Source organism: Xanthomonas sp. LMC-A-07 (genome assembly GCF_030208825.1).
Lineage (GTDB): Bacteria > Pseudomonadota > Gammaproteobacteria > Xanthomonadales > Xanthomonadaceae > Xanthomonas > Xanthomonas campestris.
Genome location: NZ_JARVTF010000009.1, coordinates 19,956 through 43,351 on the forward strand (window position 1 = coordinate 19,956; position 23,396 = coordinate 43,351).

The following is a 23,396-nucleotide window of genomic DNA, read 5'->3' on the forward strand; positions in this document are numbered from 1 at the left end:
GTAGCGATTTTTACACTACAAGGTCTGCAATGCCATCCAGCATGGTGGCGTATAGGTTTGCGCCCGGAGTGTGCGGATATGCCTGCAAAAGATTCAGTCAACGTCGGACGTAAGGATCGAAATCTTTGCTAGGCAGGACGCATCCGGATTTGTGCGCTGATCGACAAAACGTCCTTGAAGCGTGGCCTTGATGACGAGCTCATCGTTATCTCGTTGAAAGGAAACGCTGACTCCGGTGTCGAAGGGGGCGAATTGGGCATCTGGAATTTTGAGGGAGTAGTACTTCTTGGAAAAACCGTAAGTCGCAAGATTCCTGGTGAGTTCGTGCAGTCGCAAAGGGCAATCCTTCCCCATGTCACGATGAACATAGTCGCGTCCATCAAATAGATAACTTTGTCTGGCTTCATCCAGAGTTGTGGATAACGATAGGGTTGCGCGGCTTGGCGTATAAGTTGCCTCTACATGTTGTACGTATTGGGTCCCCGATTCTTCGGTAAAAGCGTTAAAAACATATCCGGTTGGGGGCGGTGGTGACGGGTTCCAGGGCTCGGCATGTGCAGGAGGCAATAGCCCGGGCACGAAATCGACGCCGAACGCCTCGCAGATGCGTGGAAGCTTGAGGGCTGTCTGGTCTCCGGTAATGACCTCGGAAAGAATGGTGAGATAGTGGTCCATCTGTTCGCGGATGGGGGCTATGCTAAAAACCTTGCGTGACTCGGATTCATGAGCGAGTTGCTGGTCGCAGTTACCTGGTTCCGCCCATAGTTTCATATTGTAAGGCTCACGCGAGGGTGCCGCGCTAGCGCCTGGCTCTACGAGAAGGAATAACGCCGATAAAGTTATGGCTGCGCGGATTTGCATCGTTCCATGCCCCTCATTTTTTTGCACGATCATACGCGGTAGTGGCAACCCCTGCGAATCTTGAGAGGCTCTTCCGCCCCTGGCTACCGACTGATGTCATGGGTCGGCGAAAGCGGCTTCGGCCAGTGCAGGCGAACCAGGTGTGATCGATGGACTTTGTGTTCGAGCGCAGCGCCGAACGCCGTGGCATCAAATGTAGGGTGATCGTTGATGAAGCCACGCGCGAAGTGGTAGCCATTTAGGTGGTGTGCGCGATCTCGGGGCACCGCACTGCGCGCGTTCTGTATTGGTTGGCCATCGGCCGCGACTTGCCGCAGGTGATCGGCACCGACAACGCCAAGGCTTTTGCGCCCAGGCCATGGTGACCTGGCCTGGGCGCATGCGCGTTGCGTGCAGCTACGACGGATCCAGCCTGGCAAGCCAGATCAAAATGCTACGTAGAATCGTTCAACGACTGGCTACGCGACGAATGCCTCAACGAGCACTGGTTCCCGACACTGCTAGATGCACGCGCCGAGAGGGCGCCCGGCGATGCGAATACAACCAGGAGGAATAAAAAGGCACCTGGCGGCATGACGCCTGCTGCCTATGCCCAACATCTGAAACACCGATAGCGTCAACCCCGGACTGCAAATCCGCCTATCACTCAGCGGAGGTATCGCAGATGACGCAGTCCTACTCAGTTGGACAGGTTAATGTCGATGCTTGCCACGCAGGCTGTTTGAGGATTGGCGTGCTGGTTGACGGATAGGCCTTGCGACGTGGCTCCAATACTCACATTCCCGCGCTGAAAGACCACGCTTATAGCGGAGTCCGAATTCGCTGATTGGTTGGCTGATGGTTCGATAAGGTACACCTCCTGTGAGAATCCTGCGGCAACGAGTCTTTTGGTCAGCTCTCCCATTTTTAAAGGGCAAGTGCCACTCATGTCGCGATACCGGTGGTCGCTTGCAGAACCCTTGTCATTGGTTGAATCGAATGAAAGTGAAAGTGACATGTGATCAGGGATGTAGTTGGCTTCAAGCCTGATATGGGAATCGGGCGCCTCTGGCTCGTTGAGCAGTGCAACGAAGACGTTGCCGACTGGCTGGGGAGGTGATGGATTCCACGGCTCGGGGCGCCCAGGTGGTAGCGGGACTGAAAAAAAGTAGACGCCGAGTGCATTGCATAAATTTGCAACCTTCAATGCAGCCGAATGTCCTGCAACCACCTCGTCCACCACCGTGAGATAGCGTTGTATGAGAATTTGTGCCGGCATCCCCTCATCGAAGGTGTAATTGCCGGACTGGTGCTGCCGTTGCGAATCGCAACTACCAGCCTGGCTCCATGATCTCATCTCGTAGGGTAATTGCGCCGGAGAAGCCGCCGACCAGGCTGCTGCGGTGACGGCCAAACCGAAAGATATCAGTGTTGTGTAACAAGGAATGTCATCGCACGCAACCATACGCTTTATTTTTTATCATACGATTTTTTTCCAATGTTTTCGTCCGCACGCCCCCCGGTTTCATTGATGTCTGACCCTCGTCGCCACAGGGTATTCGCAGTGGAGATCGCGATCTGGATGCAAGTATTCGGGAGTTGGTGGTGCCGGTCTTTCAGGCAATGTCTCTGGGGGGGCGTGCAGGAAGCGAATCGGAAGTCAGCACGCCGCCATAGGGACGGGCCTGCGGTAAAGCCGCGCTCCGGTTATACTGGCGCCTCCTCCAACCCTTTCGACAAGGATCGTTACCATGCATATGTCACGTGGTGCCTTGCTGTGTATTGCCTCGATTTTTGCAGTTGCCGCATCGAATGCAGCAGTTGCTGCGGATATGGCGGAGGGTGTGCAGCTTCCTGCAATGAAAGGATATGCACTTGCGCATCAACATTCGGATCCCCAAGGCAACCGAATTGCTGAGTACGTGCCCAAAGGGCAGACCGTAGAGAATTGGACCGACATGGTTACCGTCAATAATGCCGTTGGAAGCGGTGACGTGGGTCCGCGAAAGTTTCTCGGCGTGATCGAAGCCGGTTGGCAAGCAGCGTGTCCTGGTTCGGAAAGCCACTGGATTCGGGAGGGGGAAAAGGCGGGACGTCCATTTGCCTTGCTGATGCTGAGTTGTCCGAGGAACCCCGGCACCGGAAAGCCGGAAATGACTTGGATCAAAGGAATTCAGGGCATCGAAGGTTTCCATACGGTGCAAAAATCGTTCCGCTTCGAGCCAGGGAAAGACGCCGTCGTGCAGTGGATCGGTTGGCTGCGTGATGTTGGCCTGTGTGGCAACCGCGAGTCACCGGCCTGCGGATGACTGCCAGTCACCCCGGGCGCGCCATGCGGCCCGGGGTGGCCGTGAAGTAGCCGAATGTGCCTGGCCAAGGATGAAGGTGCCTTCAGGGGCGAAGACAGCGATTGAGAGCGACCTGACTGTCACGACATAGGCACTGCTTTAGGCGAGTCAGTGCCGCATTGGGTACGGTGTACGTAGCATCTGGGGACCGGCTTTGCGTGGCGGTGGCTGCCTTTGGGGTGGCAACTTCTCAACGGCGCATAGTTTCGAGGCGGGAGACGATGCGGTCTCCCGCTGCAGCCCATCACCGATGCGACGATACATGGCCGGGTGGCGCTGTGCGATGGGGTCGATATCTGTGTCTGCCCGCAAGCGGGGACCTGCAATTGCAGGTCGTCCTCTGGTGGATTGCCTCTCTGCGTTCGTTATTTGGCGTCGTGAATTCATCTCCAGAAAACCTTCTTTGCCAAAATAACGCACTGGCAATGTCGTCATAGCGTGCTGTTATGAAGTTCAGGCTGGTACGGGGGTATCGTCGGGCCTTCTACCCAGCGAGCCGCGCCATGACCGATCCGCAGTGGAAGCCTGAAACCATCGCCGTGCACGGTGGCTACCGTCCTGATCCCACCACCCGCGCGGTGGCGGTGCCGATCTACCAGACCGTGGCGTATGCCTTCGACGACACCCAGCACGGCGCAGACCTGTTCGACCTGAAAGTGCAGGGCAACATCTACAGCCGCATCATGAATCCCACCAACGACGTGCTGGAACAGCGCGTGGCCGCGCTGGAAGGCGGCATCGGTGCGCTGGCACTGGCATCGGGGCAGGCGGCGGTGACCTATGCGATCCAGACCATCGCCGAGGTAGGCGACAACATCGTCTCCTCCAGTGCGTTGTATGGCGGCACCTACAATCTGTTCGCGCACACGCTGCCGCAGTTCGGCATCACCACGCGCTTTGCCGATTACCGCGATCCGCAGGCGTTTGCCGGCTTGATCGACGAGCGCACCAAGGCGGTGTTCGTCGAGTCGATCGGCAACCCGCGCGGCAACATCACCGACATCGAAGCCGTGGCCGCAGTGGCGCATGCGCACGATGTGCCGCTGATCGTGGACAACACCGTTGCCACGCCGTCGCTGCTGCGGCCGATCGACTTCGGCGCGGACATCGTGGTGCATTCGCTGACCAAGTACCTGGGCGGGCACGGCAACAGCATCGGCGGTGCGATCGTGGACAGCGGGCGCTTCCCGTGGGCGGCGCACAAGGCGCGCTTTGCGCGCCTCAACGAGCCGGACGTGAGTTACCACGGCGTGGTCTATACCGAAGCCCTGGGCGAGGCCGCCTACATCGGCCGTGCGCGCGTGGTGCCGCTGCGCAATACCGGTGCGGCGTTGTCGCCGTTCAATGCATTCCTCATTTTGCAAGGCATCGAGACCTTGCCGCTGCGCATGGAGCGCATCAATGCCAACACGTTGGCGATCGCCCGGTATCTGCAGGAACACGCGCGCGTGGCCTGGGTCAATTACGCCGCATTGCCGGATCACCCCGAGCATGCGTTGGCGCAGAAGTATCTGGGCGGGCACGGCTCGGGCGTGTTGACCTTCGGCCTGCCGGGTGGACGCGCGGCGGGTGCGCGGTTTCTGGATGGGCTGCAGCTGTTCACGCGGTTGGTCAACATTGGCGACGCCAAATCGCTGGCCACGCATCCGGCCTCCACCACGCACCGTCAGCTCGGCCCCGCCGAACTGGAGCATGCCGGCGTCAGCGAGGACACCGTGCGGTTGTCGATCGGGATCGAGCACATCGATGATCTGCTGGCGGATCTGGAGCAGGCGCTGCAGGGCGCGTGATGCTTTTTTAGCCCATCTCCTGTCGGGGCGCGGAGCGGGGTTGGGGGTGAGGCCTAGCGAAGCACGATGCCTGCCGGGACTGGCTTCGGTAATGGGCGCCAGCGCGGCCGGGGATCGGCTCTTCGGCTCGGTCAGACATCCTGTCTGACTCGCCGCGCGGCACATCCGTGTGCCGCTCTCCGCCAATCCCCGGCCACGCTGCCGCCTCGGCACGTTACTTCCATGACCTGGAAATTTTGAGCAAGCCAAGATGCGTGCTTGAAGCCCCTCTCCCGCTGGGAGAGGGGTTGGGGTGAGGGTACGGGGGCAAAGCCCACGCGTATGTGCGAGATGAAGCTCGGTGGCGGACATGCTGGCAACCGGGGCATGCTCTCCAGACATGGCATGCGGCTTCGCCCCGTACCCTCATCCGCCCCTTCGGGGCACCTTCTCCCGGTGGGAGAAGGAATCGGCAATTCACCGCCCCGGCGCGAGGCGACGCGCTCGCTTGGCCGGCTCCCGGTGGGAGAAGGGAGTGGGGATTCGCCATTTAGGCGCGAGGCGAGGCGAGGCGTCGCGCTGCGCTTGGCCGGTTGCCGGAGACTGCCGAGGCGCCCCCAGCCAATCCTGCTACCATGCGCGCCCCTGAGGTGACTGCCGGAATTCCGGTGGTTTAAACGGGAATCCGGTGCGCGCATCGCCTTGGCGAGACGCTAGTCCGGAGCTGCCCCCGCAACGGTGGGCGAGGTCAGGTGCCGCAACACGCCACTGTGCACACGCATGGGAAGGCGCGGTACCGGAAGCGCAGGCTTCCACTCGCGAGCCCGGAGACCGGCCTGAGGGATTGACCCGGCACGCGGTGGGCGTGGCCTTGTGCGTCTGGCGCTTGCGCGCCGGACGCCTGGCCCGTTGCTGCCTGCCGCCCCCATTGCCCCCGCGCGGGTTGGCGCGGTTCCTGGAGCAGCAGTTGATGTCCCTTTCTTCCGTTTCGCCGTGCCGTGCCGTGGCCGTTTGCCTGTCGATGTGCGTGGCCGCGCTGGCCCAGGCCGAGGCCGCTGTCGATCTCGACCAGGTGGTGGTCACCGCGACGCGCACCGCGCAGACCCAGGACCAGACCCTGGCGCCGGTGACGGTGATCGACCGTGCGCAGATCGAGCGCCGCCAGATCAATTCGCTGCAGGACCTGTTGCGCGGCGAAGCCGGCGTGTCGCTGGCCAACAACGGCGGCCCCGGCAAGCAGACCTCGTTGTTCCTGCGCGGCACCGAGGCCGACCACCTGGTAGTGCTGGTGGATGGCGTGCGTGTCGGCTCGGCCACCGCCGGCGGCGCGGCGTTGCAGGACATCCCGTTCGAACAGGTCGAACGGATCGAGATCGTGCGTGGCCCGTTCTCCAGCCTGTACGGCTCCGAGGCACTTGGCGGCGTCATCCAGTTATTTACCCGGCGTCCGGAAGGCCGCTTCGTGCCGACCTTCAGCGCTGCTGCTGGCAGCGACAACGCGCGCCGCTACAGCGCCGGCGTGGCCGGGCGCAGCGATGGCGATCTGGGCGAACGCGGCGGTTGGTATTCGGTCAACGCGGTGCACGACGAGACCGACGGCATCAACGCCTATCTGGACACCCGCTCCAGCAGCTACGACCCGGACCGCGACGGCTACCGCAACGATTCGTTGAATGTGCAGGGCGGCTGGCGCTTCAACCGCCAGTGGGATGCAGACGTGCACGCCTTGCGCGCGCAGAGCCGCAACGAATACGACGGCTCGGCCTTCGGCGGCAACCTGTCCAAGGGTGTGCAGCAGGCCGTGGGCGGCCGCGTGAGGTATGCGCCGACCGACGCGTTCAAGCTCACGGCCAGCCTCGGGAGCAGCGTGGATTTCAGCGATGCGTATTTCGATGGCACCTATGTGTCCACCTACGACACGCGACGCAAGCAGGGTTCGTTGCAGGCCGATGTGGATGCCGGTCCGGGCTTGCTGACGGTGGGGTTTGACTGGCAGCGCGATGCGATTGCCAGCAGCGACACCTACGATGCCGACAGCCGCATCGACCGCGCCGCATTCGCGCAGTGGCAGCAGAGCTTCGGCACGCAGTCGCTGCAGGCCAGCCTGCGTCGCAACGACAATAGCCAGTTCGGTGGCAAGACCACCGGCAGCCTGCTGTGGGGCTGGGATGTCGCTGAGCATCTGCGTGTGACCGCCAGCTATGGCACCGCGTTCAAGGCGCCCACGTTCAACGAGTTGTATTACCCGGACTACGGCAATCCGCTGCTGGGGCCGGAAACCTCCAGGAGCGCCGAGCTGGGCCTGCGTGGCAACTACGACTGGGGCACCTGGACGCTGAGCGCGTTCCAGACCCGCATCGATGATCTGATTGCCTACGACGCCGGGCTGGTGGATGCCACGCATCCGTTCGGCCAGCCAAACAATATCGACCAGGCGCGCATCCGCGGCGTGGAAGCCGGCTACGACACCGAACTGGCCGGCTGGACCGTGCGTAGCGCGCTGACCTGGCTGGACCCGCGTGCCGATGGCGACGTCAACCATGGCAACTGGCTGCCGCGGCGTGCACGCCAGAGCGGGCGCATCGACGCGGACCGCAGCTTCGGCGCGTTCGGCGTGGGCGCCAGCCTGTTCGGCGCCGGCAAGCGCTACGACGACCTGGCCAACAGCGACCGCCTGGCCGGTTACGGCCTGCTCGATCTGCGCGTGAGCTATGCGGTAAACGCAGACTGGAAGGTGTCGCTGAGCGCCAACAATGTGTTCGACCGCCAGTATGAAACCGCGCGCTGGTACAACCAGCCCGGGCGCGCCTACCTGCTGACGTTGCGTTACCACCCGGCGCAGTAACCCTGCGCCGTACAGCGTGCAGGTGGGCCACGGCGGCAACTGGAATCGCCACGCACGCGGCAATTCCGGCGCTCGCGTCACCGCCACCTGTCGTTGATGTCACGCCCTGAAGGAGATTGCCGATGCAGCCGCTATCCCGTCCTGCCGAACGCGCGGTGTTCATTGCCGCGCTGCTGGTGATGACCGCCACGCGCTTTCACCACACCAGTGATTGGCTGCATCTGCCGGATGCGTCCATGGCGCTGTTTTTTCTCGGTGGCCTTGCGCTACGCCGGCACCGGTATTTCATCGGACTGCTGCTGATGTCGGTGCTGATCGATTGGGCGGCAGTGACGCTGGCCGGTGTCAGCGACTTCTGCATCACCGCAGCCTACGCTGCGCTACCGCTTGCCTATGGCGTGCTGTGGTACGCCGGTAGCGCGTTGCACGCGCGCGTGGGCCGCAGTGCAGTGGCCCTGGGCGGTGTGTGGTGCGTGGGCGTGCTGGCTGCGGCGGTGTCGTTTCTGATCTCCAATGCAGCGTTCTACTGGTGGGGCGGGCGTTATGCCGATCCGCACTGGGACCAGTATCTGGCGCGTGCCTGGCAGTGGGGGCCGCTGTTCGTGCGCACCACTGCGCTGTATCTGGCGGTGGCGCTGCTGGCAGGGTGGCGCGTGCTGCGCTGGCGTACCACGCGACGCAACGCGGCCAGTGCATCTGCGCTGGAGCTGTCGTGAGCGCGGTGCGCCTGCCCTGGCGCGGCAGTGACGGGCTCACTGTGCACTGTGCCGCGTCCTGGGCGGTGTTCTTCCTGGCCGGCGCCTTGCTGCGGCCGGTGTGGATGTTGCCGCTGTTGTTCGCGCTGGCCTCGGCGCTGGACCTGGCCGGTATGGCCGCCGGCAGCCTCTCCGATTGGTGCGTGTCGCCGGCGTATTGGGCCTTGGCGCTGGCCTACGCGGCGTTGTGGGCCGGCGGCCGCGTGTATGCGATGCGGCTGCACCGTGGTGGATGGCGCGATCTGCCGCGCCTGTTGCTGGCCCTGGTGCTCAGTGGCAGCGTGGCCTATCTGTTATCGAAGGGCGGGTTCTATGTCTTTTCCGGGCGCTACCCACAGGCCTCGCTGGCAGGGTTTATTGCGCGGGTGCCGCAGTATTACCCGCCGGCGCTCGGTGGCCTGGCCGCTTATGTGGGCGCCGTGCTGGCCGTACGTGCAAGCGTGCAAGCTGTGATCCCACGTTCCACCCTTGGAGTTGGCACATGAGTACACCTGAGCACGACGCGCACTACCGCGAACGCGCGCAACGCAAGAAGGAACTGGTGGACCGGCGCATCGCACGTGCGGTGATCGATCGCGGCGTGTTGCTGGTCAATACCGGTAACGGCAAGGGCAAGAGTTCGTCCGGCTTCGGCATGCTGGCGCGCTCGCTGGGCCACGGGCTGTACTGCGGCGTGGTGCAGTTCATCAAGGGCACATTTTCTACCGGCGAAGAAGCGTTTTTCCGACGCTTTCCGGATCTGCTCGACTATCACGTGATGGGCGAAGGGTTTACCTGGGAAACCCAGGACCGCGAACGCGACATTGCCGCTGCACAGGCGGCCTGGCAGTTGGCGCGCGGCATGCTGGCCGACCCGCGCTATGACTTCGTGCTGCTAGACGAGCTCAACATCGGGTTGGTCAAGGAGTACGTTGCGTTGCAGGAGGTGCTGGCCGCTGTCGCTGCGCGGCCGCCACGCCAGCATGTGGTGATCACCGGGCGCGGCGCGCCGGCCGGCCTGATCGAGGCGGCCGATACGGTCACCGAGATGCGGCTGGTCAAGCACGCCTTCAACGCCGGCATCAAGGCACAGCTCGGCGTCGAGTTGTAGCCGTGACACTGCCCGCACACTGCCCCGCGTTGCTGGTGTCCGCGCCTGCCTCCGGGCAGGGCAAGACCAGCGTGACTGCTGCGTTGGCGCGCTGGCATACGCGGCAGGGGCGGCGCGTGCGGGTGTTCAAGACCGGGCCGGATTTTCTCGACCCACTGCTGCTCGAACGCGCCAGCGGCGCGCCGGTGTTTCAGCTGGATCTGTGGATGACCGGCGAGGCGGACATCCGTCAGCGCCTGCATGCCGCCGCGTGCGACGCCGACCTGCTGTTGATTGAAGGCGTGATGGGGCTGTTCGATGGCGCGCCCTCCAGCGCCGATCTGGCCGTGCACTTGGGCATTCCGGTGCTGGCGGTGATCGATGGCGCCGCCATGGCGCAAACCTTCGGTGCGTTGGCGCTTGGGCTGGCCCGCTATCGCGACGATCTGCCGCTGTATGGCGTGGCCGCCAACCGCATCGGCAGCGCGCATCACGCCCGCCTGCTGCGCGACAGCGTGCCGCCCCCGCTGCAGTGGCTGGGTGCATTGCCGCGTGCGCCGGCGTTGCAGTTGCCGGAGCGGCACCTGGGCCTGGTGGCCGCTGCCGAAGTGGCCGACCTGGAGCAGCGCCTGGACGCGCTGGCCGATGCCTGGGCCGCGCATGCGTCCACCGCGTTGCCGCCGCCACTGCAGTTCGCGCCGCCGGACGCTCACGCAGCGATTGCACCCGTGCTGCAGGGCGTGCGCATTGCCATCGCCCGCGATGCGGCGTTCTGCTTCGTGTATCCGGCCAATCTGGAACTGCTGGCGGCAGCCGGCGCGCACCTGCAGTTCTTTTCGCCGATCGCCGGTGATGCGCTGCCGAACTGCGATGCGGTGTGGCTGCCGGGCGGATACCCGGAACTGCATCTGCAGGCCTTGTCGCAGCGTCGTGATCTGGCTGTGGCATTGCGTGCGCACTGCGCACAAGGCAAGCCGCTGCTGGCCGAATGCGGCGGCATGCTGTTCCTGCTGGAAGCATTGACCGGCAAGGACGGCGTCAGCGCACCGATGGCCGGCCTGCTGCCCGGCACGGCCGCGCTGCAGGCACGCTCGGTGGCGCTGGGCTTGCAGGAGGTCGCATTGCCGGAAGGCACGCTGCGCGGGCATACCTTCCACTACGCACGCGCCAGCATCGCGCTCAGCCCCTTGGTGCATGCGCGCAATCCCAACACCGGGCCCAGTGCCGAGCCGGTGTACCGGCAATGGCGGATGACGGCGAGCTTCGTGCATTTCTACTTCCCGTCCAATCCGGGCGCAGCCATGGCGTTGTTTCTGCCATGACGCGCTGTTACGCCATCGCATCATGCTGCTGCTGATCGCCACCGCCGCGGTGTTACTGGATCTGCTGCTGGGCGAACCCCGGCGCGCGCATCCGCTGGTGCTGTTCGGCGGCTGGGCGCAGCGCATCGAAGCGCGGCTGCACCGCGACACGCGCGCCGCCGGTGTGCTGGCCTGGTGCGTGGCGGTGCTGCCGTGGGCCGCGGTGGCCGCGCTGGTGCAACTCGCGCTGTGGTGGTGGTCGGCCTGGGCCGGCGCGGCATTCGCGACGGTGGCGCTGTATCTGGCACTCGGCCTGCGTAGCCTGGGCGAACATGCGGTGCCGGTGGCACAGGCCTTGCGTGCGGGCGACCTGCCTTCGGCGCGCGCGGCAGTGGGGCGCATCGTCAGCCGCGACACTGCTACCCTCGATGAGGCGCAAGTGGCCGCAGCCGCCACCGAATCGGTGCTGGAAAATGGCAGCGACGCGGTGTTTGCCGCGTTGTTTTGGGGCGTGCTGCTGGGCGCGCCGGGCGCGGTGCTGTATCGCCTGTCCAACACCCTGGATGCGATGTGGGGCTATCGCACGCCGCGCTACCAACGCTTCGGCTGGGCGGCCGCGCGCATGGATGATGCGCTCAACTGGCTGCCGGCGCGCATGACCGCGCTCACCTACGCCGTGCTCGGCCAGACCCGTGCCGGTGTGCGTTGCGCGTGGCGGCAAGGGCGCGGCTGGAAGAGCCCCAACGCCGGCCCGGTGATGGCGGCGGGCGCCGGTGCGCTGCAGGTGCAACTGGGCGGCCCGGCGCCGTACCACGGGCAGTGGCAACGCCGCCCGTCACTGGGCGAGGGCGCTGCCGCCGATGCAGGCAGCGTGTTGCGTGCGCTCTGGCTGGTCCGCGCTGGCGTGGCGCTGTGGCTGTTGCTGGCGGGCCTGGCAACGGCGGTGCTGCGATGACCCCGCACGTCCAGCACGGTGTACGCGTGCCCCTGCGCCATGCGTCCTGCACGTCGCCGTTGCGCTGGCCAGTGCACACAATCGGTTGTGCGTCCGGCAAGCCGTGTTGCGATTCCCATTGGATGACTGGAGCAAGCATGCTTGAACACGGTGGACGCCTGCGCCGCGCTGCGCAGAGCTACGGCATTGCGCTGGAACACTGGCTGGATCTGTCCACCGGCGTGAGCCCGTTCGCCTGGCCGGTGCCGGCCATTCCGGCGCAGCAGTGGCAGCGCCTGCCCGAGGACGACGATGGCCTGGCCGCATCTGCCGCCGCCTATTACGGCGCGCCGCAGCTGCTGCCAGTGGCCGGCTCGCAGCCCGCGATCCAGGCACTGCCGACGCTGCGCGCACCCAGCCGCGTGGGCGTGCTGGCACCGGGCTACGCGGAACACGCACAGGCTTGGCAGCGCGCCGGTCACACCGTGCTGCCGATGCCGGCACAGCCGCTGTTGCAGGCGGACGCGCACTGCGACGTCATCGTCTTGATCCATCCGAACAATCCCTGCGCCGACACCTTCGACAGCGCCGCACTGCTGCAGCTCCATGCGCGGCTGGCTGCACGTGGCGGCTGGCTGGTGGTGGACGAAGCCTTCATGGATGCCACGCCGCAGCACAGCCTATGCGCACACACGCACTTGCCCGGGCTGGTGGTGTTGCGCTCGGTGGGCAAGTTCTTCGGCATGGCCGGGGCGCGTGCGGGGTTTGTGTGTGCGCATGCCACGTTGCTGGAGGCGCTGCGCGAGCAGCTCGGGCCGTGGACGCTGGCCGGCCCCACGCGCTGGGCTGTGCAGCAGGCGTTGATGGATACGCACTGGCAGACGCAGGCGCGCGCACGCTTGCATAGTGCCTCGCAACGCCTGGCCGCGCTGTTGACCACGCACGGGCTGGTGCCAGCCGCGGGCACGGCGTTCTTCCAGTGGTGCCGCCGCGACGATGCGCCTGCACTGCACACCGCGCTGGCGCAGCGCGGCATTCTCACCCGCCTGTTCGAGACGCCCGCCAGCCTGCGCTTCGGGCTGCCGCCGGATGCCGCCGGCGAAGCGCGCCTGGCCGCTGCCCTGCAGGAATTGCAGGCATGAGTGCGCGCGTGCTGATGGTGCAGGGCTGCACCTCCGATGCGGGCAAGAGCACGTTGGTGGCCGCGCTGTGCCGCTGGCTGCATCGCCAAGGTGTTGCGGTGGCCCCGTTCAAGCCGCAGAACATGGCACTCAATTCCGCGGTCACCGTGGATGGCGGCGAAATCGGCCGGGCCCAGGCAGTGCAGGCGCAGGCCTGCGGGTTGCCGCCACACACCGATTTCAACCCGGTGCTGCTCAAGCCCAACAGCGACACCGGCGCGCAGGTCATCGTGCACGGGCATCCGGTGGCCACGCTGGATGCGGTGGGGTACCACGCCTACAAACGCACTGCGCGCACGGCGGTGCTGGCCTCGCACGCGCGGCTGGTGGAACGATTCGACGTGCTGCTGGTGGAAGGCGCCGGCAGCCCGGCGGAAATCAATCTGCGTGAACACGACATCGCCAATATGGGTTACGCCGAGGCGGTGGATTGCGCAGTGATCCTGATCGCCGACATCGACCGCGGCGGCGTGTTCGCCCATCTGGTCGGCACGCTGGCGTTGCTGTCGCCGAGCGAGCGCGCACGGGTGGCCGGTTTCGTGATCAATCGCTTCCGTGGCGACCTTGCGCTGCTGCAGCCCGGCCTGGACTGGCTGGAGCGCGAAACCGGCAAGCCGGTGCTCGGCGTGTTGCCGTATCTGCATGGCCTGCAGCTCGATGCCGAGGATGCGTTGCCGCGCGGCCCGGTGCACAAGCCGCAGGCGCGCCTGCGCGTGGTGGTGCCGGTGTTGCCGCGGATCAGCAACCACACCGATCTGGACGCCTTGCTGGCGCACCCGCATGTGGACGTGCAGCTGATCGGGCCAGGCCAGTCAGCACCGCCGTGCGACCTGATCGTGCTGCCGGGCAGCAAGTCCACCCGCCAGGATCTGGCCTGGCTGCGCGCGCAGGGTTGGGAAGCGGCGATCGCGCGGCATCTGCGCTACGGCGGCAAACTGCTCGGCATCTGCGGCGGCCTGCAGATGCTGGGCGAGCAGGTGCACGACCCGCACGGCATCGAAGGCGCACCCGGCAGCAGCGCCGGGCTGGGCTGGCTGGCACTGCAAACCGCATTGCAGCCGCACAAGCAATTGCACCGCGTCGGTGGCCGGCTGCTGCCCAGTGGCGCAGCGGTCAGCGGCTACGAAATCCATTGCGGCCTCAGCACCGGTGCGGCGCTGGCGCGGCCGCTGCTGCAGCTGGACGATGGCCGCAGTGACGGTGCAGTGTCCGAGGATGGTCAGGTCATGGGCACCTATCTGCACGGCATCTTCGACCACCCCGCGGCGCTGGCCGCATTGCTCGCCTGGGCCGGGCTTGCCGACGCGGCACCGCTGGACCTGGCCAGCCTGCGCGAAGCCACGCTCGACCGCCTGGCCGACACCGTGCACGCCCATCTGGACATCGCCGCACTGACGCGGCTCACCCTGGGGGAGCCGGCATGCGCCAGTTGATCCTGGGCGGCGCGCGCTCGGGCAAGAGCGCGTTTGCCGAGCGCATTGCCGCCGCCTCCGGGCTGGAGGTGGTGTACCTGGCCACCGCGCAGGCCTTCGATGGCGAAATGGCCGCGCGCATCGCCCATCACCGTGGCAGCCGCCCGGCGCACTGGCAGTGCGTGGAAGAACCCATTGCGTTGGCCGCCAGCTTGCAGGCGGTGGCCGCACCGGGCCGCTGCGTGCTGGTGGATTGCCTCACGCTGTGGCTGAGCAACCTGTTGGGCCACCCGGACAGCGCGGTGTTCGCCCGTGAGCGCGAGGCGCTGCTGGCCACGCTGGGCCAGTTGCCCGGGCAACTTGTGCTGGTCAGCAACGAGGTGGGGCAGGGCATCGTGCCGCTGGGCGAACTGACGCGCCGGTTTGTCGACGAAGCCGGCCGGCTGCACCAGGCATTGGCGCTACAGTGCGAGCGGGTCGTGTTCGTGGTGGCCGGCCTGCCCATGGTGTTGAAAGGAGAGGCGGTGTGAGTATCGAGTGGATCCAGGGCGCCTGCGCGGTGCCGGATGCGCGGGTGCAGGCAGCGGCGCTGGCGCGGCAGGAGCAATTGACCAAGCCGCCCGGTGCGCTGGGCCGGCTGGAGCAACTGGCGGTGCAATTTGCCGCCTGGCAACGCAATGAACAACCCACCGTGCAACGCATCTGGATTGCGGTGTATGCCGCCGACCACGGCGTGGCCGCCGAAGGCGTGTCGATGTTTCCGCAGGCGGTGACCGGCGAGATGGTGCGCAACTTCGCGCGCGGCGGTGCGGCCATTGCGGTGCTGGCGCGCGAACTCGGCGCCCGGCTGGAAGTGGTGAACCTGGGCGTGGTCAATGACCCCGGCGAGTTGCCGCGGGTCCGCCGCGCCTGGATCGCGCCGGCGTGCGCCAATATCTGTGAGCAGGCGGCGATGACGCCGGCGCAATTGCGCGACGCATTGGCGGCCGGCGCAGAGAGCATCGCGCAGGCGCGCACCTGCGGCACGCAGCTGTTTGTTGGCGGCGAAATGGGCATCGGCAACAGCACCGCCGCTGCCGCGCTGAGCTGCGCGCTGCTCTCGCAATTTCCGCAGGCCATGGCCGGCGCCGGCACCGGCCTGGACGCCGAAGGCATTGCGCACAAGGCCACCGTGATCACCCGCGCGCTGGCCGTGCATGCCGACGCCGCCACACCGCTGGAGCGGCTGCGCCGGCTTGGTGGTTTTGAAATCGCCGCGCTGGTTGGGGCGTATATCGCGGCTGCTCAGGCCGGCATCCCGGTGCTGGTGGATGGCTTTATCAGCACGGCCGCGGCGCTGGTGGCGGTGCATTTGAATCCCGGCGTGCGCGAATGGCTGTTGTTCGGCCATCGCTCGCAGGAGCGTGGTCATGCCGCCTTGCTCCGCGCACTGGAGGCCGAGCCGCTGCTGCAACTGGACCTGCGCCTGGGCGAAGCCAGCGGCGCGGCGGTGGCCATCCCGCTGCTGCGCACCGCCTGCGCCCTGCACAACGGCATGGCGACCTTTGCCGAGGCGGGGGTCTCGGACGCATGAGCGCGCAGATCACCTTGCTGCGGCATGGCGACACTGGCCAGCGCAGCTATCGCGGCCAGCTCGACGACCCGCTCACCGCCACCGGCTGGCAGCAGCTGCGCGAGGCCACCGCCGCAGGCGAATGGGATGTGGTGGTGGCCTCCACGCTGCAGCGCTGCGCCTTATTTGCTGCTGAATTCGCAACGGCACGCGGCCTGCCGCTGCAGCTGGATCCCCGCTTGCGCGAATACCACTTCGGCCGCTGGCAGGGCGTACCGGTGGCCGATATCGATCGCGATGAAGGCGCGGCGCTGGGGCGCTTCTGGTCGGACCCGCTGCGGTATCCGCCACCGGGGGCCGAGTCGTTCGAGGCGTTCTGCGCGCGGCTGGCTGCGGCGCTGGATGCGATCGTGGCAACCTACCCCGCGCAGCGCGTGCTGGTGGTGACCCACGGCGGTGCGATCCGCGCGTTGCGCTGCCTGGTTGCGGGCGATGGCTTCGGCCACATGACCGAGCTGGCAGTGCCGCATGCCTCGCTGCATCCGCTGCGCTGGCCGCCGATGACTGTGGCCACCGCGCAGGCATGATCGATGGGCTGCTTGCGGCGGTTGGCTTCCTGACCCGCATTCCGGTGCCGGCCTGGGCATTTACCCGCCCCGGCGCGCAGGCGCGTTCGTTGCCGTGGTACCCGCTGGTCGGGCTGCTGCTGGGCGTCTTGCTGCTGGCGCTGGCGTGGTGCCTGCGCGGCGCCGCTCCGCTGCTGGCCGCCGCCATCGTGCTGAGCAGCTGGGTCTGGCTGACCGGCGCGCTGCACGTGGATGGGCTGGCCGACAGCACCGATGCCTGGGTTGGTGGCATGGGAGACCGCGCACGCACGCTGGCGATCATGAAGGACCCCACCAGCGGCCCGATGGCAGTCACCGCAGTGGTGCTGGTATTGCTGCTCAAATGCGCCGCCTTGGCCAGCCTGCTGACGCGGGCGCCGGCCACGCTATGGCTGGCGCCGCTACTGGCGCGCAGCGCGCTGGTTGCCGCCTTCCTGAGTACGCCGTATGTACGCGCCGGCGGGCTGGGCAGCGCGCTGTCGGGCGCGCCACGTGCGGGCCTGTGGCTGGCGCTGATCGCCGGTACCGCAGTGTGCATCGTTGCCGGGCTGGCCACCGCGGCGTTGTGCGTCGGTATCGCCGCACTGGTGTTCGCACTCTGGCGCCGCGCCTGCCTGCAGCGCCTGGGCGGCATGACCGGCGATACCTGCGGCGCACTGGTGGAACTGACTGAAACGGCCGTGCTGGTGATGCTGGCGCTGTGGTTGAGTTGACCAGGCAGGCGCTGCAACTGACGCAATCGTCCTCCCGACGGATGGACCCCGGCCCACGCATCGTCTGCGCCTGCGCAGCGGCCGTGGGCGCTGCGACCAACGGCATCCGTCAGCGTGCGTCATCTGCTGAGTTCTCCGGCGCAGGTGCAACGCCAGCGTCGCTCGTGGCTTCCCGGCACTTAGAGAAGTTCCGCGCTTGGTCTACAAGCCTAACGAGGGCGTTCCGCAACAAGGCTTAGCATTTCCGACGTCGCTGCAGCACAATCGACCTGGAAGCGCCAGGTTCCGGCAGAAGCTTCAAAAATTGCGTACTCAAATTTTGAGAACGTCTTGATATCAGCAACATGCGTGCGCGGTAGAGCGCGAGTTGACATAACGGGTAAGGAAGCGCTCATGACACGACAAATCACAAAACTCGTAATCGGCGCGGGCATTATGGCCATCGCGACGCAAGTCGGGGCCAGCGAGTTTCTGATCGATATGCAAGGTGCAGCCGGAAATCGTGTCAACGTCTACGCCAGTGACGCAATTATGGACCACACACCGATCAATGATGATCTCGCAAATCCTGACTCAAGCCGTGTCATTCAGATTGATTTGACGATGGTCTATGAAGCGGTCGACCAACCCCTATGGTTGGAATATCAACTTCAGTTCAAATGCCCCAAGTCGATTCGGCGCGGCCGTGGCGCACCCAAGCACAAGGCTGATTCAACCGGCATATTGGACACGCCGGATTCCGTAGAATTCCGGGTGGCCAGCGGCGCAAAGACTATGAAACAGGATCCGGCGATCATTGATCTCCAGCCCACCGATTGGCAAAGCACAACCAGCTACACGATGCGACAGGCATGGAATGTAGCCTGCAACAGTGCCAGCATTGGCGATGCCAAGCAAGCTGCGGCGGTCGATCGTGTGGTTAAGTCCGATACATTGCGAGCGAAACTTGCAGCCATTGGCTTGAATGGACTGGAACTGGTGCCCGCCGGACTGTCGATGAGTTCGCTTGCCGATTTTACCTGGGAAACGCTGTGGTCTGACGTGCCGAAGCCCGCGATCAATGGCGGCCGCAAGCTGACGCCAGCAGAATCGGCAGCGCTCACGGCAAAATTGACCCAAATGCAGCAACAAGTAACCGAAGCGCAGGGGGAGGTGCAGGGCAAGCTGGCGACGATGGACGCCAATCTGGATTTTATTCGGGCCGCCGCTGAATACCGTGGAAAAAGGCGTTTATCGCGTAGTGAATCGCTCCTGATCCAGGTGTGGGCGGGTAAGACTGAGCAAGAGGTCGTCGCCGCGAACGGCAACCCCGCTGTCCGTCAGGCCGGGATCGCGCGGACGCTCTCTTATGGGCAGGCCTTTGACAATCGCGTCATGTGGCAGAATCTTGTGACCGGCGCGACTTACACTGGCGGCGGTTATAAAAGTTGCAACGTCCGCTATGTGCTGATCCCGGATAGCGCCGGGATGCTGAGGGTTGCCGATGTGAATATCTTCGTTGACACAAGTGGCGACACAGGCGGGATGGGTCGCGCCTGCACCGACATCTTGAACGTGCCAAACGGCTGAAATCATGGTCTATTTTCGAGCCGCGCTCATGCAAGCCGAAAGCTGGCGATACGCCAGCTGCAACTGGACAACTTTTGACCGGAACACCTCTTTCCCCTGAAGCTGGATGGCGAGCTCATTACTGTCCGGCTTTTCCTGTACCGATTTCTGCACGTCGATGGTCAGCAACAACGCCCCACTGCTCTGGCCAGGCATGCTCACATGGGCGGCCTGAACATTCTGCGTAGGGTGGTTGGTAGATGACAACGTGATCGGAGCGATCTCGGGCTTTGTCACCGGGGGGATTGCCTCGCTGATGAGCCAAAGACTGCCGTGACCCTTTCGCGCCATCCCAGCGTCGGCGGGACCGCGAAGCGACAAGGTGGAATCTGGCGTGATGAAATTAACCGAGCAGTGGTAACCGGTGTTGACGGGTTCGCGTACCAGCACCCAATTGCCCTCAATCCCCTTGTAGAAGGATTCGCTGAACATCGGCTTGTCCGGATCCGCGCCCCCAAGCAACTCAGGGGCGATTTGAGCAACGCAGGGGCTAGTCCATGCCATGGTGACTACTAAGCCGATCAGCCAATTCTTCATCTGAAATCGTTCTCCATTCGTTGGTTCTTGACATACGGTTTCGTGCAATTCTTGTCGTGACCCTATGCAAGCGGCTACGGGCATAGCTTAGCCTTCCAGATTGCAGTGGGGGTTCTACCCCGTTTTCACGGACACTAACAGGAAGGTCGATCCGGGCCATGATGAGTATTCATGTCAAAGCATAGGAAGTTCAGTGCCGAGTTCAAGCGCGTTGCGGTTGAGCAACGGTTCCGAGCGTGCAGCTTCCGGCATCCGGCGCCATTCCTGCGCTTGGCAGGCGGTGAGTGACAGCCAGGCCAAATCTTCCGGGAGCAGCTCGCGACCTTCCGGGAGTGATCAGGCGATCACCGAGGAAATAGAACCGGACCGAGCGCCGGTCAGATCTATACGATGGTGCGGGTCGAACTCAATCATGCCGCGATCTCATCCTTTTTCGGGGTCTGAGGGCACAGGCAAGAGCCGAGCCAGAGGCCAACTGATGGATGGTGCGTCGGCAATTGCTGCGGCCCGGGGGTAATGCTGCCTGATGGCAGCTAAAAAACCGCTAGAAAGTTGCAGAAATCGCACCAAACGCGACATGTTGCTCGTCACTGACATGCAAGAAGCTGGAATTTGAGAGGTTTGGTGGGTCGTTCAGACCTTCCCTAGAAGAATTGCCACTGGGCAACGATCCGCCTGGCTAACTTCTACGAAATTTCTGCACAGCTACTTCGAGTCACCTCGGGAAATTGCGGCAACAGCACATCTGCATGTGGGCCTGCTGACCCAGGCCTAAGCTTTGTTCGTCCGCAATTGGTAAGTCAGCGCCCCTCAGTTAGAAACACCCGCTGCGGCGGCGGGTGCATCAGGAACTGCTGGTGCGAAATATTCCACGCATAGGCGCCGGCCAGCGGGAAGGCCAGGCAATCGCCGGGTGCGAGCGCGGCCACCGGTTGCTGGCGTGACAACACGTCCTTGGGCGTACACAGCTGGCCGACCAGGGTGACCGGCGTGTCGCTGATCACCGGGGCGAGGGTGCCGCGCAGCACGCGGAAGGGGGGGGGCGTGGGCCTGCGCGGCCGGGGTACGGAAATGGTGGGTGCCGCCGCGGGCGATCGCGAACCACTGGCCGTGGCTGCGCTTGATATCCAGCACCCGCCCTGCACCTGGACGGGCTGGCCGACACGACCGACGCCTGGGTCGGTGGCATGGGCGACCGCGCACGCACGCTGGCCATCTAGAAGGACCCCACCAGCGGCCCGATGGCGGTGACTGCGGTGGTGCTGATGCTGTTGCTCAAGTGCGCCGCGCTGACGACGTTGTTGCCGGCTGCGCCAGCGGCGCTGTGGCTGGCGCCGCTGTTGGCACGCGCCGCGGTGGTGGCGGCATTTGCGAGCACGCCGTACGTGCGCGCCGGCGGCCTGGGAAGCGCGCTGGCCGGCGCCAGCCGCACGGTCTGCGTGCTGGCCGTGGCCGCTGCAGTGGGGGTTGCCTGCATGGCGGGCCCTGCACGTGCGGCGCTGGCCTGCGGGATCGCTGCGCTGGTGTTTGCGTTGTGGCGGCGCGCCTGCCTGCGCCGGCTCGGCGGCATGACCGGCGACACCTGTGGCGCACTGATCGAACTCAGCGAGACCGCGGTGCTGGTGGGCCTGGCGGTGTACGCCGGCTAGGCGGTGCCATGCGGCGTGGTTGAGCACGCTGCGGGTTGGCATGCTGCGCAAGATCGGGACCGCAAACGCCCGCGTGTTCGGCGATGCTGGGCGCACAAACGAGGACCCGCCCATGCATGACGCAGCCACCGCGCACCGCCACCGCAACGTCGAACGTGTCGTGGCCCATTTGCAGGACAGTATCCGCACAGGCAGCCCGCTGCCGGATCTGGCCGCGCTGGCCGCGGTGGCGCATCAGTCGCCGCACCATTTCCACCGGGTCTACCGCGCGCTGGCGGGGGAAACGCTGGGCCAGACCACCGCCCGCCTGCGCCTGAGCCAGGCCGTGCATCTGCTCGGCGAGCCAGGCCGCAGCATCACCGAGGTAGCGCTGGCGGTGGGCTACCAGACCCCGCAGGCGCTGGCGCGTGCGTTCCGCGCGCTGCTGCAGGTGAGCCCGAGCAGCCTGCGGCAGGCGCCGGCGATACGCGCCCAGACCCTGCAGCAGCTCGCCACGCCCGCGCTGGCACCGCACGCTGCGCCCGCGCCGCTGCAGGTCACCGTGCAATGGCTGGAGCCGCTGGAAGTGGTGGTGCTGCGTCAGCGCGGCGCCTTCGATGACCTGGATCGTGGCTTTGGCCGCATCGCCGCCTGGGCCGAGCGTGCAGGCGTGATCGAGCACCTGCACGCACTGATCGGTGTGCCACTCAGCGACCACCGCGACGTGCCAGCGCAGCAGCATCTGTTCGAGTGCGGCATCGCCTTCGCCACCGCTGTTGCGCCGCCGGCGCCGCTGCACGTGCGTGTGCTCGGCGAGGGCGCACATGCCGTGCTGCGCCACACCGGCAGCTATGCCGGGCTGGAAGACGCGCTCGACCGCCTGCTCGCCGACTGGCTGCCCGGCAGCGGTCACGCACTGCGCGACGCACCCCTGCACTACCTCTACCTCGACGACCCCGAGACCGTGGCCGAAGCCGACTTGCGCGCCGACATCCGCGTGCCGGTGGTGGCGGTTGCCGAGCAGGATTGATCGGAGTGGAGATCAATCACGGTGGCGAACGAATACTGCTGCATTCAATGTATTGCAGATCCACGCGTCGACAAGCGACGTGTGCGAGTGAGCGTGAGCTCCATCAATTGTTTGCTTCAAGCAGAGACCTGATCCGCTCTACATCCCTCTCCAAAAATTTCAGCTGGGCCGGAGGAATGAAGTTGTGCTTGATCTGGCTTTCGAAACTTGAGCCATTACACATGCCAGCCATGCATGCACTATCCATGCGAAAAGACCCGGGGCTGCACTCGGCTCCGGCACGGCAGGCAGCCAGCTCCCACGCATACTCGGAGTAGTTGCCACCAGGCTGCGATGCATAAGCCCCCAGGTCAACAGATGCCTTCGCTAAACTCAACATGTCCCCGAGCGCGAATATCGCTTCGGGATCTCTGCTCTGAAAGGCTTTGGCCACGAGTTCGCGATACGCCGCCTCAGTCGGCTGATTTTCGATGGTTGTCGCGACTTTTATCTGTGCGATCAAATCTCCGCGCCGGGCAGCTTCGGCATACCAGAGCTGGTACGCCACCATCGGGATGCGTTTGCCACTATCGATCGAATCGCAGTAGTGAGAAAGTCGTTGTGCCACAGCCGAAAAGCGTGCTGCGTCCTCTTTTGTATGTTGTGCATACATCTCCAGCATTGCCCTGAAATTCTCAGGCGACTGGCTGTAGAGCATGCAACGCTCGTACATCTGTGCGAGCTTGCGCTGGGCCACAGGGTCGCCCGACTCCGCCCTGTTCCTCGTGTCGTGGAAATCGCGATCAATCTCGGCGCTGGAGGCCGATGCCCACGTTGTTGCAGGCGTCGCATCATGCCCAGCGCTGGTTACCCGGTCGCTAGCCTCTGAAGCATACACGGTAGCGACCTGCTTGCCGGTTGAAGGCGCGTTTTCCAGGACATCGGGTTGCCCGCGCAAATAAAGCAAGGCGATGGTCACCAACGCCAGCAATGCCATCGCGGCCAATGCGATTCTTTTCAACGGTGTTCCACGCATAAGAAGTTGCACGGCTTCCATTCCCAGCAGGCACGACATGGTTGATACGTTGCCTGGTCGCGCAGGGGCTGCGCAAGTCGGCCAGGTGTTGTCGGATTTTGGCTTTGCACTGCAATCGCTGAGCCTCGCCTGGTAACTCAGTTCAATCACTGCCTTAAAGCTCTTCCCCCGGAATATCTTAGCTGAGTGACGCAAGCGCGGGACGGTCGCCTGGGCGACGACGACATGCAGGACGTTGGTGGGCCGCCAGCACG

20 protein-coding genes, 3 pseudogenes and 1 riboswitch are annotated in these 23,396 nt (G+C 64.9%); of the genes and pseudogenes, 18 read left to right on the forward strand and 5 right to left on the reverse strand.

The window, feature by feature from the left end; all coding sequences use genetic code 11:
• Positions 1-93: 93 nt before the first annotated feature.
• Positions 94-894: a hypothetical protein gene (locus tag QRM89_RS10545; protein WP_153064911.1), complete on the reverse strand. Its 801-nt coding sequence runs from the start codon at positions 892-894 to the stop codon at positions 94-96.
• An 83-nt stretch (positions 895-977) separates the two neighbouring features.
• Between QRM89_RS10545 and QRM89_RS10550 the strand changes: the two are divergent.
• Positions 978-1,491, forward strand: a pseudogene (locus QRM89_RS10550) (integrase core domain-containing protein); the annotation flags it as partial.
• A gap of 49 nt (positions 1,492-1,540) precedes the next feature.
• Here QRM89_RS10550 and QRM89_RS10555 read toward each other — a convergent pair.
• Positions 1,541-2,254, reverse strand: a complete 714-nt coding sequence (locus QRM89_RS10555; RefSeq protein WP_285447986.1) for a hypothetical protein — start codon at positions 2,252-2,254, stop codon at positions 1,541-1,543.
• 337 nt (positions 2,255-2,591) lie between these two features.
• Here QRM89_RS10555 and QRM89_RS10560 point away from each other — a divergent pair, with 337 nt between their 5' ends.
• The 15 genes from QRM89_RS10560 to QRM89_RS10630 all read left to right on the forward strand — a co-directional run bounded on the left by QRM89_RS10560 (position 2,592) and on the right by QRM89_RS10630 (position 18,893).
• Positions 2,592-3,149: a hypothetical protein gene (locus QRM89_RS10560; protein WP_238148590.1), complete on the forward strand. Its 558-nt coding sequence runs from the start codon at positions 2,592-2,594 to the stop codon at positions 3,147-3,149.
• A gap of 542 nt (positions 3,150-3,691) precedes the next feature.
• A complete protein-coding gene (locus QRM89_RS10565) occupies positions 3,692-4,978 on the forward strand; it encodes an aminotransferase class V-fold PLP-dependent enzyme (protein WP_285447987.1) in 1,287 nt (428 codons plus the stop codon).
• Positions 4,979-5,588: 610 nt separating this feature from the next.
• Positions 5,589-5,812, forward strand: a riboswitch (cobalamin riboswitch).
• Positions 5,813-5,927: 115 nt separating this feature from the next.
• Entirely contained in the window at positions 5,928-7,802 is a 1,875-nt protein-coding gene (gene btuB / locus QRM89_RS10570) for a TonB-dependent vitamin B12 receptor (protein WP_285447988.1), read from the forward strand.
• Between the two features lie 122 nt (positions 7,803-7,924).
• Positions 7,925-8,518 (forward strand): hypothetical protein, encoded by a 594-nt coding sequence (locus QRM89_RS10575; RefSeq protein WP_115577511.1) that lies wholly within the window; start codon positions 7,925-7,927, stop codon positions 8,516-8,518.
• On the forward strand, positions 8,515-9,042 hold the full coding sequence (locus QRM89_RS10580) for a hypothetical protein (protein ID WP_285447989.1): 528 nt from the start codon (positions 8,515-8,517) through the stop codon (positions 9,040-9,042). Before QRM89_RS10575 ends, QRM89_RS10580 begins: the two co-directional genes overlap by 4 nt.
• The gene (gene cobO, locus QRM89_RS10585; protein WP_285447990.1) at positions 9,039-9,647 is read left to right on the forward strand and encodes a cob(I)yrinic acid a,c-diamide adenosyltransferase; all 609 of its coding nucleotides are present in this window, start codon (positions 9,039-9,041) and stop codon (positions 9,645-9,647) included. Before QRM89_RS10580 ends, cobO begins: the two co-directional genes overlap by 4 nt.
• Positions 9,648-9,649: 2 nt before the next feature.
• On the forward strand, positions 9,650-10,948 hold the full coding sequence (locus QRM89_RS10590) for a cobyrinate a,c-diamide synthase (RefSeq protein WP_285447991.1): 1,299 nt from the start codon (positions 9,650-9,652) through the stop codon (positions 10,946-10,948).
• Positions 10,949-10,970: 22 nt separating this feature from the next.
• Positions 10,971-11,882 carry an adenosylcobinamide-phosphate synthase CbiB gene (gene cbiB, locus QRM89_RS10595; protein ID WP_285447992.1) on the forward strand — a complete coding sequence of 304 codons (912 nt, stop codon included), beginning with the start codon at positions 10,971-10,973 and terminating at the stop codon, positions 11,880-11,882.
• Between the two features lie 137 nt (positions 11,883-12,019).
• Positions 12,020-13,003, forward strand: a complete 984-nt coding sequence (cobD, locus tag QRM89_RS10600) for a threonine-phosphate decarboxylase CobD (RefSeq protein WP_285447993.1) — start codon at positions 12,020-12,022, stop codon at positions 13,001-13,003.
• Positions 13,000-14,475 (forward strand): cobyric acid synthase, encoded by a 1,476-nt coding sequence (locus QRM89_RS10605; RefSeq protein ID WP_285447994.1) that lies wholly within the window; start codon positions 13,000-13,002, stop codon positions 14,473-14,475. Before cobD ends, QRM89_RS10605 begins: the two co-directional genes overlap by 4 nt.
• On the forward strand, positions 14,463-14,984 hold the full coding sequence (gene cobU, locus QRM89_RS10610; protein ID WP_011038175.1) for a bifunctional adenosylcobinamide kinase/adenosylcobinamide-phosphate guanylyltransferase: 522 nt from the start codon (positions 14,463-14,465) through the stop codon (positions 14,982-14,984). Before QRM89_RS10605 ends, cobU begins: the two co-directional genes overlap by 13 nt.
• Positions 14,981-16,027 (forward strand): nicotinate-nucleotide--dimethylbenzimidazole phosphoribosyltransferase, encoded by a 1,047-nt coding sequence (gene cobT / locus QRM89_RS10615; RefSeq protein WP_014508664.1) that lies wholly within the window; start codon positions 14,981-14,983, stop codon positions 16,025-16,027. Before cobU ends, cobT begins: the two co-directional genes overlap by 4 nt.
• Positions 16,024-16,593, forward strand: coding sequence for a histidine phosphatase family protein (locus QRM89_RS10620; RefSeq protein WP_285447995.1), 570 nt, complete (start codon positions 16,024-16,026; stop codon positions 16,591-16,593). The genes cobT and QRM89_RS10620 overlap by 4 nt, the downstream gene beginning before the upstream one ends.
• Positions 16,590-17,324 (forward strand): adenosylcobinamide-GDP ribazoletransferase, encoded by a 735-nt coding sequence (locus tag QRM89_RS10625; protein WP_285447996.1) that lies wholly within the window; start codon positions 16,590-16,592, stop codon positions 17,322-17,324. Before QRM89_RS10620 ends, QRM89_RS10625 begins: the two co-directional genes overlap by 4 nt.
• Before the next feature lie 432 nt (positions 17,325-17,756).
• Entirely contained in the window at positions 17,757-18,893 is a 1,137-nt protein-coding gene (locus tag QRM89_RS10630; protein ID WP_285448062.1) for a hypothetical protein, read from the forward strand.
• A gap of 9 nt (positions 18,894-18,902) precedes the next feature.
• On the opposite strand, the gene QRM89_RS10635 is transcribed toward QRM89_RS10630, so the two are convergent.
• Positions 18,903-19,469 carry a hypothetical protein gene (locus QRM89_RS10635; RefSeq protein ID WP_285447997.1) on the reverse strand — a complete coding sequence of 189 codons (567 nt, stop codon included), beginning with the start codon at positions 19,467-19,469 and terminating at the stop codon, positions 18,903-18,905.
• Positions 19,470-20,269: 800 nt separating this feature from the next.
• Positions 20,270-20,603: pseudogene (locus QRM89_RS10640) on the reverse strand (siderophore biosynthesis PLP-dependent protein); the annotation flags it as partial.
• Between the two features lie 2 nt (positions 20,604-20,605).
• Here QRM89_RS10640 and QRM89_RS10645 point away from each other — a divergent pair.
• Both QRM89_RS10645 and QRM89_RS10650 read left to right on the forward strand, forming a co-directional pair.
• Positions 20,606-21,118: pseudogene (locus QRM89_RS10645) on the forward strand (adenosylcobinamide-GDP ribazoletransferase); the annotation flags it as partial.
• Positions 21,119-21,230: 112 nt separating this feature from the next.
• The gene (locus QRM89_RS10650) at positions 21,231-22,127 is read left to right on the forward strand and encodes an AraC family transcriptional regulator (protein ID WP_285447998.1); all 897 of its coding nucleotides are present in this window, start codon (positions 21,231-21,233) and stop codon (positions 22,125-22,127) included.
• A gap of 103 nt (positions 22,128-22,230) precedes the next feature.
• On the opposite strand, the gene QRM89_RS10655 is transcribed toward QRM89_RS10650, so the two are convergent.
• On the reverse strand, positions 22,231-23,181 hold the full coding sequence (locus QRM89_RS10655) for a hypothetical protein (protein WP_285447999.1): 951 nt from the start codon (positions 23,179-23,181) through the stop codon (positions 22,231-22,233).
• Positions 23,182-23,396 lie beyond the last annotated feature (215 nt).

Bases quoted from the DNA above. Each gene is read 5' to 3' on its own strand.
- QRM89_RS10545 (WP_153064911.1), bottom strand. From the start codon at position 894: ATGATCGTGCAAAAAAATGAGGGGCATGGAACGATGCAAATCCGCGCA.
- QRM89_RS10560 (WP_238148590.1), top strand. From the start codon at position 2,592: ATGCATATGTCACGTGGTGCCTTGCTGTGTATTGCCTCGATTTTTGCA.
- QRM89_RS10565 (WP_285447987.1), top strand. From the start codon at position 3,692: ATGACCGATCCGCAGTGGAAGCCTGAAACCATCGCCGTGCACGGTGGC.
- btuB (WP_285447988.1), top strand. From the start codon at position 5,928: ATGTCCCTTTCTTCCGTTTCGCCGTGCCGTGCCGTGGCCGTTTGCCTG.
- QRM89_RS10575 (WP_115577511.1), top strand. From the start codon at position 7,925: ATGCAGCCGCTATCCCGTCCTGCCGAACGCGCGGTGTTCATTGCCGCG.
- cobO (WP_285447990.1), top strand. From the start codon at position 9,039: ATGAGTACACCTGAGCACGACGCGCACTACCGCGAACGCGCGCAACGC.
- cbiB (WP_285447992.1), top strand. From the start codon at position 10,971: ATGCTGCTGCTGATCGCCACCGCCGCGGTGTTACTGGATCTGCTGCTG.
- cobD (WP_285447993.1), top strand. From the start codon at position 12,020: ATGCTTGAACACGGTGGACGCCTGCGCCGCGCTGCGCAGAGCTACGGC.
- QRM89_RS10605 (WP_285447994.1), top strand. From the start codon at position 13,000: ATGAGTGCGCGCGTGCTGATGGTGCAGGGCTGCACCTCCGATGCGGGC.
- cobU (WP_011038175.1), top strand. From the start codon at position 14,463: ATGCGCCAGTTGATCCTGGGCGGCGCGCGCTCGGGCAAGAGCGCGTTT.
- QRM89_RS10620 (WP_285447995.1), top strand. From the start codon at position 16,024: ATGAGCGCGCAGATCACCTTGCTGCGGCATGGCGACACTGGCCAGCGC.
- QRM89_RS10625 (WP_285447996.1), top strand. From the start codon at position 16,590: ATGATCGATGGGCTGCTTGCGGCGGTTGGCTTCCTGACCCGCATTCCG.
- QRM89_RS10635 (WP_285447997.1), bottom strand. From the start codon at position 19,469: ATGAAGAATTGGCTGATCGGCTTAGTAGTCACCATGGCATGGACTAGC.
- QRM89_RS10650 (WP_285447998.1), top strand. From the start codon at position 21,231: ATGCATGACGCAGCCACCGCGCACCGCCACCGCAACGTCGAACGTGTC.
- QRM89_RS10655 (WP_285447999.1), bottom strand. From the start codon at position 23,181: ATGTCGTGCCTGCTGGGAATGGAAGCCGTGCAACTTCTTATGCGTGGA.